This is a genomic window from Pleionea litopenaei (assembly GCF_031198435.1).
Taxonomy (GTDB): domain Bacteria; phylum Pseudomonadota; class Gammaproteobacteria; order Enterobacterales; family Kangiellaceae; genus Pleionea; species Pleionea litopenaei.
Genome location: NZ_CP133548.1, coordinates 2,458,404 through 2,471,981 on the forward strand (window position 1 = coordinate 2,458,404; position 13,578 = coordinate 2,471,981).

At 43.3% G+C, this 13,578-nt stretch carries 13 protein-coding genes; 6 read left to right on the top strand and 7 right to left on the bottom strand.

All coding sequences use genetic code 11. The annotated features are described in order from the left end of the window. Nucleotides 1-4 precede the first annotated feature (4 nt). Nucleotides 5-2,272, bottom strand: coding sequence for a phosphoenolpyruvate--protein phosphotransferase (gene ptsP, locus Q9312_RS11075; RefSeq protein WP_309200910.1), 2,268 nt, complete (start codon nucleotides 2,270-2,272; stop codon nucleotides 5-7). A gap of 44 nt (nucleotides 2,273-2,316) precedes the next feature. Further along, entirely contained in the window at nucleotides 2,317-2,856 is a 540-nt protein-coding gene (rppH, locus tag Q9312_RS11080) for an RNA pyrophosphohydrolase (RefSeq protein WP_309200911.1), read from the bottom strand. Nucleotides 2,857-2,992: 136 nt separating this feature from the next. Between rppH and Q9312_RS11085 the strand changes: the two genes are divergently transcribed. The 4 genes from Q9312_RS11085 (at nucleotide 2,993) to Q9312_RS11100 (ending at nucleotide 7,587) form a co-directional block, all read left to right on the top strand. After that, on the top strand, nucleotides 2,993-3,628 hold the full coding sequence (locus Q9312_RS11085; RefSeq protein ID WP_309200912.1) for an HAD family hydrolase: 636 nt from the start codon (nucleotides 2,993-2,995) through the stop codon (nucleotides 3,626-3,628). A 60-nt stretch (nucleotides 3,629-3,688) separates the two neighbouring features. Then, on the top strand, nucleotides 3,689-4,363 hold the full coding sequence (gene mutH / locus Q9312_RS11090; RefSeq protein WP_309200913.1) for a DNA mismatch repair endonuclease MutH: 675 nt from the start codon (nucleotides 3,689-3,691) through the stop codon (nucleotides 4,361-4,363). A 236-nt stretch (nucleotides 4,364-4,599) separates the two neighbouring features. Next, on the top strand, nucleotides 4,600-6,633 hold the full coding sequence (locus Q9312_RS11095; RefSeq protein WP_309200914.1) for a mechanosensitive ion channel family protein: 2,034 nt from the start codon (nucleotides 4,600-4,602) through the stop codon (nucleotides 6,631-6,633). A gap of 3 nt (nucleotides 6,634-6,636) precedes the next feature. Next, nucleotides 6,637-7,587 (top strand): CorA family divalent cation transporter, encoded by a 951-nt coding sequence (locus tag Q9312_RS11100; protein ID WP_309200915.1) that lies wholly within the window; start codon nucleotides 6,637-6,639, stop codon nucleotides 7,585-7,587. A 76-nt stretch (nucleotides 7,588-7,663) separates the two neighbouring features. On the opposite strand, the gene Q9312_RS11105 is transcribed toward Q9312_RS11100, so the two are convergent. The 3 genes from Q9312_RS11105 to Q9312_RS11115 form a co-directional block, all read right to left on the bottom strand. Continuing rightward, on the bottom strand, nucleotides 7,664-8,101 hold the full coding sequence (locus Q9312_RS11105) for a MotA/TolQ/ExbB proton channel family protein (protein WP_309200916.1): 438 nt from the start codon (nucleotides 8,099-8,101) through the stop codon (nucleotides 7,664-7,666). A gap of 8 nt (nucleotides 8,102-8,109) precedes the next feature. Continuing rightward, nucleotides 8,110-8,925: an ion transporter gene (locus Q9312_RS11110; RefSeq protein WP_309200917.1), complete on the bottom strand. Its 816-nt coding sequence runs from the start codon at nucleotides 8,923-8,925 to the stop codon at nucleotides 8,110-8,112. A gap of 99 nt (nucleotides 8,926-9,024) precedes the next feature. Then, nucleotides 9,025-10,371: an MATE family efflux transporter gene (locus tag Q9312_RS11115; RefSeq protein WP_309200918.1), complete on the bottom strand. Its 1,347-nt coding sequence runs from the start codon at nucleotides 10,369-10,371 to the stop codon at nucleotides 9,025-9,027. A 152-nt stretch (nucleotides 10,372-10,523) separates the two neighbouring features. On the opposite strand from Q9312_RS11115, the gene Q9312_RS11120 reads away from it, so the two are divergent. Together Q9312_RS11120 and Q9312_RS11125 are read left to right on the top strand one after the other, a co-directional pair. Then, entirely contained in the window at nucleotides 10,524-11,399 is an 876-nt protein-coding gene (locus Q9312_RS11120) for a motility protein A (protein WP_309200919.1), read from the top strand. 9 nt (nucleotides 11,400-11,408) lie between these two features. Continuing rightward, the gene (locus tag Q9312_RS11125) at nucleotides 11,409-12,125 is read left to right on the top strand and encodes an OmpA/MotB family protein (protein ID WP_309200920.1); all 717 of its coding nucleotides are present in this window, start codon (nucleotides 11,409-11,411) and stop codon (nucleotides 12,123-12,125) included. 3 nt (nucleotides 12,126-12,128) lie between these two features. On the opposite strand, the gene Q9312_RS11130 is transcribed toward Q9312_RS11125, so the two are convergent. Next, nucleotides 12,129-12,830: a hypothetical protein gene (locus Q9312_RS11130; protein WP_309200921.1), complete on the bottom strand. Its 702-nt coding sequence runs from the start codon at nucleotides 12,828-12,830 to the stop codon at nucleotides 12,129-12,131. Between the two features lie 111 nt (nucleotides 12,831-12,941). Then, nucleotides 12,942-13,574: a DUF502 domain-containing protein gene (locus Q9312_RS11135; protein ID WP_309200922.1), complete on the bottom strand. Its 633-nt coding sequence runs from the start codon at nucleotides 13,572-13,574 to the stop codon at nucleotides 12,942-12,944. Nucleotides 13,575-13,578 lie beyond the last annotated feature (4 nt).

Genomic DNA, 13,578 nt, shown 5'->3' on the forward strand with positions numbered 1-13,578 from the left:
AGACTTAGTGACCGGCCCTAACTAAGCCGGCTAAATCTTTACTGAGTAAATTTTGAAAAAGGATATCGTGAATATCTTTGGCTTTATCCGTCTGTAATACTTGCTCGGTTATTGCCTTCGCTTCGTCTAATGAAAAGTTTTGCACGATTTTTTTAATTTTAGGGATACTGCGAGCATTCATGCTTAATGCATCATACTGCATACCGAGTAAGACTAAAACAGCCATAGGATCACCCGCCATTTCACCGCATAAATACAGACCCGTTGTGTTTGCATCCACTTGTTGTCGAATAAATGCTAAGGCTCTAATCACTGAAGGATGATAATTACTGTACAGTGAACTAACGCGAGTATTGTTACGATCAACCGCTAGCAAATATTGAGAGAGATCGTTGCTTCCGACCGAAATAAAATTGACTCTCTTTACAATGGCTGGAATTTGATACATCGCCGACGGCACTTCTAAAATAATGCCAACTTCAGGCTTTCTCCAAGTCAATTGTGGTTGCTCTTGCTGAACCTCATAAAATGCCTGATCAATAAGGCATAAGCTTTCGTCAACCTCTTCGACACTCGAAATCATTGGAAGAGAAATCCGGATATTATCAAAGCCCTGCGACGCCTTCAGAATGGCTCTCACTTGTACCAGAAAAATTTCAGGATGATCTAAAGTAACTCGAATTCCTCGCCAACCCAAAAATGGATTGGCCTCTTCGATAGGAAAATAAGAAAGCTGTTTATCGCCACCAATATCGAGGGTGCGAAAAGTAACACTTTTTCCTTGATAAGCTTGCAACGCTGCGCGATAAATTCTAATTTGCTCTTCTTCACTAGGGAACTGCTCGCGCATTAAAAAAGGGATCTCCGTGCGATATAAACCAACACCGTCGGCACCAACGTCCAAGCTTTTTTCGAAGTCCGCAATCAAACCTGCATTCACCATCAATGGCAAGTGAACTCCGTCTTTGGTAATGGCCTTTTGGTTAGTATATTGCTCCAAGTCTTGGCTAATCAGATCGTCTTCTTTGATGAGTTGTTGGTATTGCTTTTTTAACGATTCATTCGGCGACAGATAAATTAATCCTTTGTATCCATCAAGAATAATTTCTTGGCCTTCAAAACGATTGATAGGAACATTGTCGAGTCCGCAAACCGCAGGAATACCCAGCGCCTTTGCTAAAATGGCCGCATGTGAAGTGGGCGAGCCATTCATTGACACCATACCTTTAATTTTCTCCGTAGGGAGCTCCGCCAACAACCCAGCAGTAATTTCTTCAGCGACTAGAATAGCTTGCCGAATTAACTTAGGTCGCGCGGTTTGATCGTCTTCTAAATAAACTAAAACTCGACGCGCTAGATCAATTAAGTCACTGGCTCGCTCGCGAAAATAAGGATCATCCATGGTTTCAAAAATGCGAGTATGTTGCTCGACGGCTCGTCGTAGCGCACCCGGAGCCCAATGACCTAAATCGAGTTGTTCGATAACATCTCTTTGTAAGCCGTTTTCATCCAAAATTCGCGCATAGGCATCAAACAGGCTAAGTTCTTCTTCTCCTAATGCACTTTCCATTCGCGCTTTCATCGCTGCAATTTCTTTTCGTGCTAGGCGAAACGCCTTTTTAATGCGTTTTAACTCCGCACTCTGCGATTTTGCTTGCTTATCGGGAATACTAGACAGGTCAGCTCGAGGATAAAACACCACGGCTTCTCCGATGGCAATACCGGCAGCGGCAGGAAAACCATCGAGTTTACGAATAACATGATACTGCCCACTGTGATCACTTAACTTATCGCGCTTTTTCGACTCAGCAATAATTCCGGCGAGTTGCGCTGCTAAGGTCACTAAAAAGTTTTCTTCGGTCTCAGAAAACTTACGCCGCTGTTTTTGCTGAGCAACTAACACGCCCATGACTTTACGCTGATGAATAATGGGTGCGCCAAGCAAAGCTTGAAACGGTTCTTCTCCGGCTTCAGGAAAATAATGAAAATTAGGATGGCTTGAGGCATCTTCAAGGTTTATTGGCTCTTCTCGTTGCGCGATTAGTCCAACAATTCCTTGATTGAAATTCAATTGAAGTACCCCAGCAGCTTTGGGATTAAGGCCTTCTGTGGCCATTAATACAAGCTGCTGAGTTTGGTAGTCTGCAAGGTAAATAGAAGAAACTTCAATGCCCAGAGTTTCACAAACTTTTCGAACAACGATTTGCAAAGCCTGCTGTGTATCGCTAGCCAAATTAACTTCTTGAGTAATTTGCCGCAATCGCTCTAGCATAGCTTTCCAAATCGGTTATTCATATAAAGTTAATTTTACTCCGATTATCCATTTTGTGGCCTGCGATGATGGTGCCGACGACGACCTCGCTTCTGCCGTTGCAGTCGTTGTTGTTCGTGCACCATAGGCAACAGCTCGAGCAATGCCTGTCGATAAACTTCTCGCTTAAAAGCAACAACTTGGCGCAACGGATACCAATAGCCTACCCACATAAAATCATCAAACTCAGGGTGGTTTGTTGTCGCGAAGTCGAGTCGACTGTCATCTGATGTTAATTTAAGCAAATACCATTTTTGCTTCTGACCAATGCACAATGGAACACTGTCGTGTCGGATGTAACGACTGGGTAGTCGATAGCGCAACCAATTCTTGGTTGAACCCAACACTTTTACATCCTGACGACTGAGACCTATTTCCTCATAGAGTTCACGAAACATGGTTTCGTCCGGTGTCTCGCCCTCATTAACCCCGCCTTGGGGGAACTGCCAGGAGTTTTGTCCAGCACGACGCGTCCAAAGTAACTGACCAGATTCATTACAGACGATTATGCCAACGTTGGCACGAAATCCTTCTGAATCAATCACTTATAATTACCAGTTAAATTTTTGTTAAATTAATTCAACCACAAGTTTTGCATTTCAGCAAACAAAAATGTCCATAATCTCTGAGAAAGGATTGGTTAGAATAGTCGGAAACACCGAAAATGAGGAAACTGAAGTAATGGCGATTGCACTTTTTGATCTCGACCATACCCTGTTGCAAGGAGACAGTGATCCGTTGTGGGGCGATCTTTTATTCGCGCGACATAAAGTGACTCAACAAGATTATCAAAAACCCAAAGATCGCTTTTATCAAGACTATCTCACCGGCTCTCTCGACATTAATGCTTTTTTGCAATTTTGCGCTCAAACGCTCAGCCGACTAAGCACAACAGAACTAACGCAATTGGGTGAAGAGTTTCGAGATACGATGATTCGGCCACGACTGAGCACTGCCGCCATCAAACAAGTTTATTGGCATAAAGACCAAGGCCATTTGCTCGCAATCGTCACCACCACCAATGAATTCTTAGCAAACTGGTCTCTGCAGTGCTTACCAATTGACCACTTAATCGCTAGCCCACTGCAACCCACAGCGGCTTTCCCTGCGGCATTTCGAGATGGCAAGCGGGTCAGATTTCTCAGTTTCTGCAGAGAACAGCAGCGGCTACCAAGTGAGCGAACCTGGTTTTACAGTGATTCCCATAATGACCTCCCCTTGCTAAACTTCGTTTCCGACCCGGTCGCCGTCAATCCCGATCAGAGACTAAACTCAATTGCTAACCAGTGCGGCTGGCCAGTGTTGGATTGGTCATAGTTTACGGAGCGTTTAGAACGAGTTTACCGAGACTCATCGATAGTCCACTCAGAGATTTCAATGACAACAGTAACCCCACCACAATCCATTGAGCAACTGCTTGAGCGTGCTGAAAAGCTAGCTGGTAAAAGTCTGGCCCAGTTGGCAGAAGAGTTTCGAGCGCAGCTTCCCGATCACTTACTACTTGAGAAAGGGTGGATCGGACAGTTTATTGAACATCTTTTAGGTGCGACATCGGGTTCTTTGCCACAACCTGATTTCCCAGAACTGGGAGTAGAGCTAAAGACCATTCCAATCAATCCGTTAGGAAAACCATTAGAATCAACCTTTGTCAGTGTGGTCAACCTTCATCAACCGGCGAGCGAGCAGTGGGAAACGAGCATTGTGAAAAAGAAGTTGGAGCATGTTCTCTGGATGCCCATCATCGTTCACCCCAATTCACCGTTAAACCAACGAATCATTGGCATGCCCCTTTTATGGAGGCCTTCTGCGGATGAGTGGCAAATATTAAAAAATGATTGGGAAGAAACCATGGAGAAGGTTTGCTTAGGTAAGTTTGGGCAATTAAATGCTCGGTTTGGTCAAGCGTTACAAGTTCGGCCCAAGGCCGCTAATTCTAAGGTGCTTACCGATGTGGTTGGGAGTGACGGAGAGATCACCCAAACGTTACCACGGGGCTTTTACTTACGAAGCAGTTTCACTCAAAAGGTTCTGACGCAACTAAGTTATTCATAAATTTTTGCTGCACTTTTTTCTGATACTTTTTCTGGTACGGTAAACGTTCTCCTAAGCGCCTGGCTGTGTGTCACCATTCTTATCCTAGAATGCCTATCTCAAAAGTCTTCCTTCGAAGTAGGCCGCCAATCAGTTAGGCAATGAACAAAAGCCCGCTTACTGCCAAGTGCTACTTGCTATTTTTGGTAAAACCTTCCACCATATTTACACGCAAATTTTAATGACATCATAGACTTATGGATTTACTTCGACGATTGCTTCTATTGAGCACGGTGTTTTGCCAACTGTCGTTTGCGGCAATAAACTACGATGAGCCAATAGATACTGATAATGTAAAGAAGCAACAACAAGCCATTTCAGCTTTAACCACCAAGTTGGGTCAGCAACTAACTGAGCAGCAGTTGCAAGATATTTTATTTCAATTAAATTTAAGTTCTGGGCGTGTCAGTGCTTGCATTCAATCTCACCAAGCCGGAAGCAACGAGTCTATTTCAGAGATAGAAGCGGCTTTACTTGCTCAATGCGAAGACATGGCTGATCAGATTGACACATTAAAGCAAGAATTGAATAGCCAACTGAATCGCTATTCATTCGAACGCTATAAGTCTCGCTTGGGTGGTGTATTTAGTGATCACTCAAGCAATGACTCAACCATCAGCATTCAAAAGATCTTCGCAGATAAATCCCTCACTTTAGCGTTGGCCTCTATTATTTTTTACGCAGTGTTTTGGATTCTACTAAAATTGCTGAGCGATAAGTTTTCTTCGCTCAAATCGCATTGGGTTACTACAGCAATCTTAGGTATTGGGTTCCTTGGGTATTTATTACTTTGGTTTTACGACAATAAGGCCTCGACTACACTCGAGTATTGGTTTGGTATTACTATGGCCAGCTTGCTGTTCTTTAGTTGGCAGGCAAACTTTAAATGGCCTTACTTTATCTCAACAACCATGGTCGTGGGCACACTAACACTTACTCATAATCATTTTTTAGCGGCAAATTCGAACCCTATATTAGTAACGCCCTACCATTTTGATTCGATGATGCTTGTGGCTTGGCTAATTTGTTATCGGTTACTGTTTCGTCACCTTTCTAGTACGGCAAACTACTGGTTTTATTCAGCGACAAGCTTATTGTTACTTCTCGACCTGTTTGGTTATCACGCCATCAGTCACCAAGTTACCTTGTCGCTATTAGTTATTCGTCTTAGCTGGCAAACTGTTCATTTAATTTATCGCGCATTACCGTCATTGGTCGGAAAAGCCTATCAGCTTATGACCTATTTAAAGTGGGTAAAAGTTGCGCAATGCAACCTCGATACGTTACCGGGTCGAAGTTGGGTAAACTGGGGACTCGCAACCTATGTCTTTCTTACAATATTTATTACTCAGTTGCCACTGCTTGGATTACCTTTGTATTATTCAGACCAACTCGCTTTTGCAATTAAAAATGACTTTTCGATTGGCACGATAAATATATCGATCTACTCATTAGTCACTGGCATCGTGATTTTTGGTCTTCTGCTCAGTTTGTCAAAAATACTGCAATCTTTTTTAGAGCATCGCGTCACTCGCAATAATGACAGCAATGCCAACGAAGCTATGGCGGCTATCTTTTGGTACAGTGCAGTCGTGACCTCTGCACTAGTCGCCCTATCCATTGCTGGTTTTAGCGTGCAGAACCTTGCGTTGGTTGCTGGCGCATTTTCAATTGGTATTGGTTTCGGCCTACAGAATATCGTGAGTAATTTCGTATCCGGGCTAATTTTACTGATAGAACGTCCAATCAAAAAAGGCGATTGGGTTGTTATTGGTTCGACGGAAGGTTTGGTTAAAAAAGTCAGTATTCGAGCCACAGAAATTCAAACCTTCGATCGAGCAGACATTATTGTTCCTAACTCTGATTTGATTACCAATCAAGTGACCAACTGGATGTTAAACGATCGAATTGGTCGGATTAAAATTCCGGTTGGCGTCGCTTACGGTAGCCCTACCGACAAAGTCAAAGAGATATTACTTAACATTGCAAGCAATCATTCCGATTTAATTCAAGATCAAGATCGCTACCCAATTCATATTATCTTTAGCAACTTTGGTGACAGTAGCCTTGATTTCGAAATTCGCGCTTTCTTGCACGATATTGCTAACCTTCATAAGGTTCGCAGTGAATTGAACTTTGCAATCGATGCGGCTTTTCGAGAGAACAATATCGAAATACCCTTTCCACAACGCGATCTGCATATTCGCAGCGATGATACACGTAAGGAGTAGTTTATGTCGGCTGGAGAATCATTTTACTTCACTCGAGATTCACAATGGATTTCGTCAGAGTTTTCTCAATTTGATGCTGAGCAAAAAACGCTTTGGGCGGTTGTTAATTATCGCGATAAAATATTAGCCGATCGTATCATCGATACGTTAAGTTTATCGGAAACTCATGGTGCTACATTAACTGACCCAGATGTTCGCCCACGTCTTTGGATAACCAAGAATGAGCAATTATTATTGTTTATTCGCGGTATTAACCTCAACCCAAACTCCGAACCACAAGACATGGTCAGCTTGCGAATATATTTCGATGGCCAAAAGCTAATCTGTTTCCGAAATAGAAAATTGCAAGCCATATCTGAACTTAGACAATCATTAAGCATTGATACAACACTCGATGTTGAAGAACTGTTTGCCAAGCTTCTAAACGAGATCGTTCTTAGAATTGAAAGTCAAATTATTCAACTCGCGAATCAACTTGATGATATCGAAGAGAAAGCGGAGCAAGATCAGGCGATTAACTTTCATAAAGTAGAAGATATTCGCAAAGTCGCAGCGCGACTTTGGCGTTACATCTCTCCGCAGCAAGATGTATTTAAAAAGCTTTCACAAATTAGCTGCAGTTGGGCCTCAGACGATCTAAAAGAGCAGCTTTTTGAGATAGAAGACAACATCACTTATCAAGCTGAAGAGTTAGCCTTGCTGCGTGAGCGCTGTCAGATGTTAGAGACCAGAGAAGACAATCAACTCACTCAAAAGGTTAATCGCAACCTCTATTTAATTTCGATTATAACGGCGGTGTTTTTACCGATATCATTCTTAACCGGCTTGCTAGGTATTAATATTGGCGGAATGCCAGGTGTGGAGTCTGACCGAGCATTTTGGACTTTCTGTTCGATACTGCTGGTAATCGCAGTGATTGAAATAATTTATCTCAAACGTAAGAAATGGTTTTAACGCTCAAGTTTAATTCATTGCGGAATCTATTGGTCGACAAGATTTTGCTCAATGATTTTTTCTTGTCATTAATAAATCATTTTGAACGGTTGGGGCGCCATTTTATGATCAGTATGACTAAAAATATTAAACCAAACAAAGTACCGACCGGTATGGCAAGGCACCAAAATATGCCTGAAATCGTGAAGTAGATGTTTGTGTATTTAGAGCGATAGCTCGAAACAAATAAAGCAATTGAAGCAATAAAAAGACCCGGAAGAGCAACAATCATACCGAGAAGCAAAGGCACTAATGCACCACTGAGACCCATGCTCATTCGTCCAGCATCACCGCTACCGTTCAGTGTGATTGACTGAAACAGCTGTAGCATCAATATTAATGACGTGGTTAACCCGCCGATTATTCCAATTTGTAAAATAACTGCAATAATCGATAAGGTTTTACCCAATTTTTCTCGCTTAACGGCTGGCATGTCTGCTTCAACCGTTGGCGGCAAATAAACTTCAACAGACATTGCTATGTTCACTTTTCGGTATTAACCTTCGAACCTTCTAACTTTTTATTCAACACACGCATTTCTTTGCGCAAATGCATGATTTCTCGATAGAGAATTTCCCGTTCGTCGTGCGCTTCTTCTATGACTTCTCGGTCACTTTTACCTTGCTCCATCTCATGCTTAGTTTGCATTGCGTTAACAACAACGGCGATAAACAAATTAAGCATGGTGAACGTTGCGATTAAAATAAAAGGAACAAAGAACAACCAAGCCATTGGTTGCTTTTCCATCACTGGGCGTACAATACCCATTGACCAGCTTTCTAGCGTCATAATTTGAAACAGCGTATATAAACTATTCCCTAAAGAACCAAACCATTCAGGAAAGTTTTCTCCAAATAATGTTGTTGCCATAACCGCGGCCACATAAAAAATTAAACTAAGTAATGCAACAATTGCTCCCATGCCCGGTAACGACTGAATCAAAGCTGAAACGACCGACCGCATGCTCGGCGCTACTGAAACTAATCGCAGAACTCGCAATACACGGAGTGCTCGTAAAATCGCAAAGGGACCACTCGCTGGGATTAATGAAACGACCACCACAAAAAAATCAAATAAACTCCATGGGTCTCGAAAGAACTTAAATCGGTAAACGTAGAGTCTAAGGGTTATTTCAATAACAAAGATGCCAAGAATGATAGTGTCTATTACGGTGAGTAGACCACCAACCTTAGAGGTTACTTGTGGAGACGTTTCTAACCCTAAAATCACTGCATTAATTACAATGATTGCGATAATAAAATTTTGGAAGCGTACATTTTCGACAAATTGCTTCAACATTGCTTAGCAACTCCTAACAACATCGTTTACTTTTAAACATTAATCTTGGCGTAGAAATAAATCCGTTAAATTAAATCCGGTCCGTTTCGCTTACTTAGGCTATACCCTTTGTTCATTGAAAGTGAGCGGCAGTCGATTTAAGTACCAAGCTAAGCCCGCTGCTCGAACAATCATAAATCCGTAAAACGCCAACCACAGTCCATGATTTGAGATAAATTCTACCGTAAAGGTTAGTGGTATGAACACCAAAAATACGGCCACGAGCATAGAATTTCTCATTGCTTTCATCTCGGTAATTCCGATAAAGATGCCATCGAGCCAATAACTCCAAACGGCAACTATTGGTATAAACACCAAATACACCAAGTATTCTTTCGCCAATTGGTTTACCTCGGGAATCGAAGTCATTAAGTCGATCATTGAATCACCAAACAACGCGTAAACCAATGCAAACAACAGGCTACATAATAATGACCAAAATCCAGACACAGTCACTGACCGCCAAAATCGGCGTCGAAAGCCTTGCCCAAAGGCCCTGCCCGCCATTGCCTCCACAGCATTGGCAAATCCGTCAAGACCGTGAGCCATGATCATGACAAAGTTCATCAATACGGCATTAGCCGCCAAAACCACGTCTCCTAAACTACCTCCAACCGACGTTTGAACATAAAATACGGCTTCTAATGCTAAGGTACGAATAAAGATATCTCGATTAAGCGCTAATACTCGTAAAAACGCTTTACGTTGAAACCAAGACGGCTCATTGGTCGCTGGTTTCAGCCCTCGAATAATGGCCGCTATCACCACCAATCCAACGGCTAAACCTATGTAGTCTGCTATTACGCTCGCCCAAGCCGCCCCTTCTACTCCCCAGCCCCAGTAGACGACAAATAAGATATCTAAAACAATATTGATTAAATTGCTGACCACCAATATTAACAGCGGCAAGCGAGCTCGATGCAGCCCAAGCAGCCAGCCAACAAAAACATATCGCAATAACAGAGCGGGCAACGACCAGACACGAATATCATAATAACTTTTAGCCAAACTTAAGACTTGATCACTTGCTTGCATAAAGGCAATAGCCGCCTGCCAGATCAACGACTGAGTGATTAAAATCACTAATGATAGGGTAATTGCGACAGCGACCGCATTGTATAAAGACTGCTTAATTGCATAAGACTCTGCTTGACCTGCCGCTTGAGCAGCTAAGCCCGTTGTACTCATTCTTAAAAATCCCATCGCCCACATGATCATCGTTATGATCAAGCTGCCGACCGCAGTGGCTCCAAGAAAATGAGCATCACTTAAATGGCCAATGACTGCGGTATCGACCAAACCGGTAATCGGAACGGTTAAGTTCGATAAAATCATCGGAATAGCCAGTGCTAGGGTCTTATGATGCGTCGGCTGGTGATTCAAGTAAGCAATGATGGACGATGCCAAGAACACTCCTTGCGCGTTTAATTGATGTCGTTCGCTGGGCTAAAAAGGGGGTTGATTTAATCACATTTCGCAAACTTCGACTAATATTGTTATTAAAGGTGGCGATTTCTTCGCCGATAGGGCTAATAAGAACACCAAGACAAGGATAGCCTGTGAACTTATCGACTATTTTCGGGATCCTCTTCGGACTTTCAATTGTTGCTGTTGTAATCGCATTTACAGCCATCGACGCACTCGCGTTTTTAAACCTCCCTGGTTTAATTATCGTACTCGGCGGTACACTCGCCGCGACCTTGGTTAGTTACCCTTTCAGAGAGTTTGGCCGACTCTTTAAGCTGCTTGGGATCGTGCTTTATGATAATCACGTCGATGCTCAGGGCCAAGTAGACGAAATTGAACAGCTAGCCCGCAAATGGTTCCGTGATGATATTCGCGGCGTCGAAAATGATTTACAGTCGATCAACAATACCTTTTTAAAAACCGGTGTACAGCTGGTCATCGATAAAACACCCTTGGCCGATGTGATTGATCTATTACATTGGCGAATTACTCGCCTGCGCGCACAAGAGCAAGCAGAAGCACAAATGTTTGTGTCCATGGCAACCTATGCGCCAGCCTTTGGCATGTTGGGAACCTTAATAGGCCTGATCAATATGCTGTCGATTATGGATAACCGCAACTTTTCTGAAATTGGCTTCCATTTAGCCATCGCACTGGTTACAACATTCTACGGCTTACTCCTCGCTAACCTCATTTTCAAACCGGTCGCCACCAAGCTAGAGAGACGTACCGAGAAACGGGTCATGCTCATGACGATGGTGATGGAAGGTATTACCCTCATGAGCCAGAGACGTACGCCGTCATTTATCAAAGCGACTCTCGAGTCTTTTATCGCACAACACGAAGACGAACTTCACCAACCATTAGAGTTAGACGAACTTGACGAGCCCAACATGCGTTCAGCCAGGATGGTGCAAAACGCCGATCGAGAACTCCAGCATCGCGTTGAGCCGACCGATAACCGCTAGGGCGTTCCAATGACCAATCAACCACATAAACTTCACCCCATCGAGCAACTGCTCACGAAAAGCCATAGTCACCATGGTGAAGATAATTGGCTGTTGCCTTATCTTGATGTTTTTATATTGCTAACCATGATGTTTATTGTGTTGTTGGCAATGTCGAGCAATGATTTAGTGACTTCACAGACGCAAGTCAACAAGCAACAGAAGACCATCGCCAAGTTACAAGACGAAATTGAGCCCTTGAGACAGCTCGAAATGGAAGGCCGCAGCAGTATCGTTTTGCAGCACTGGCAAGAACGCATTCATCAAGTACTCGATACTCTAAAACTACGAGACGATATCGCTTTATCGCTCGAAGATGAGTTTGTCGCCCTTGAGATTGACGACCAAATGCTCTTTGACTCAGGTCTTGCAGAGTTAAAACCGGAGGGCCAAGAAGTACTCGATAAGTTGCTACCACTTTTTGAAATGGCGGCGGGAACCATTTTGGTGGAAGGACATACCGATAATCAACCGATAGGCACCAACACCTTTCCTTCAAACTGGGAGCTAGGCGCGGCAAGAGCATCGAGTGTTGTCAAATATTTGGTCGGCAAAGGAATGAAAGGCAATCGTCTACGTGCCATAAGTTATGCCGATACTAAACCGATTGCCAGTAACGAGACCGCTGAAGGTCGTCAGAAAAACCGACGGGTCGCCATGCTATTGCGCATGCCCGATACGGAATAAAGATTATTTCGGCGCTTTACGATTAAACTGCTTCAGAATTCGACTTCTGGCCTTTTGATATTCTTCATCACTCAACCACCCTTGCTCGTTCAACGTTCGATGCCACCGAGTTTCTTCGGCAAAAAAGTGCGAGGAGGCGGGCAATGTATTGGTCTTAATTTTATCTTCTAGTTTGGTAATAAAGTTTCTAAGACTTTTCTTATCTTTACAACGATGATTAAGAATAACCAAGGGTGCTTTGCCAGAACGAGATTGAAACAGGCTCACTTCTCGGTAGCCAAAGTAATAAGCAGAGAACAACAACAGACTGAACAGACCGGTACCCGCTGCTAGAAAGTAATCGGCCAAGGCAAATGCCATAATGCCACTAGCAATGCCAGTAGCAATCGCAGCAATAAAGGTTACCCAAGCCGTACGTTTAATTTTTAACGGCTTGGCTTCAAGAAGCCCAACGTGGAAAGCGACCGATTTACCTAGCCCTTTTGACTTATGTTGCCGATGCACTTCAATAAAGCTTTTATCGAACAACCGAAAGCGATAAGAAAATGGCGAGAACTTGGGCACCAGCTCCAGCTCATATTCAATATGCCGCTCCACCTCTGGTGCAGGTGTTAGCAGATCCACCGCTTGCTGCGGACTTTCTAATACAATATCTTCTACCATTGCTCGATTAGCTTGACTGGCCCATGCTTGATTATCCATCATGCTTTCCTAGTTTCACAAGTTTGCGGCATCGATATAATTGCAGCAACGGATTGGCTACAGTTCTCCAATGTACCGAAATTCGCCAAAAAAGGCTGTGAAACCGGTCAATTTTTAGTCGGATGCTTTCGCCGACTGATCCAATTCAACAAACAACTTATCGCTACCAGCACCGCAAGCGATAATGGATCTCATCATGGCTTCGACGGAGGCTCCCGGGACGACTTCAACCAACTCCGCGGGTACATGATAAATATTCCCAGAAGTAGGATTCGGTCCGGTTGGCATAAATATCGTGACTAAGCCATTTTGGTGCCGCGCCGTCGTAATCGCCGTCACTGTGGTGGGACAATCAACACCAAATAATTTGACTCGTACGACTTCGCCTTTCGAAAATGGAGAAGACTCGGGATCACCCATAAATTGACTGATTATTTCTTTGATTATTCGATAACCCGGAGCCAATTTAACGAGATATTGATCAAACCGACTGTGCAGCCATTTACCAATGGTTGTCGATACCAGTGTTCCAATCATAAAACACGCTAGGGTAATTAAGATCACCACCAAAAAATCAGCGACCAGCTCTGGAACAGGGTAATGCTGGGTCATCCAATCTGTGGCTGGCTGAATCAGATCCGTCACAAAGAAAAACAACCAGCGAAACACGAAAAACAAAATGACTAGCGGCATCACCACTAGCAGTCCACCAATCAATGATTGTTTAAATATAGCTTTTGCTTTCAATCTC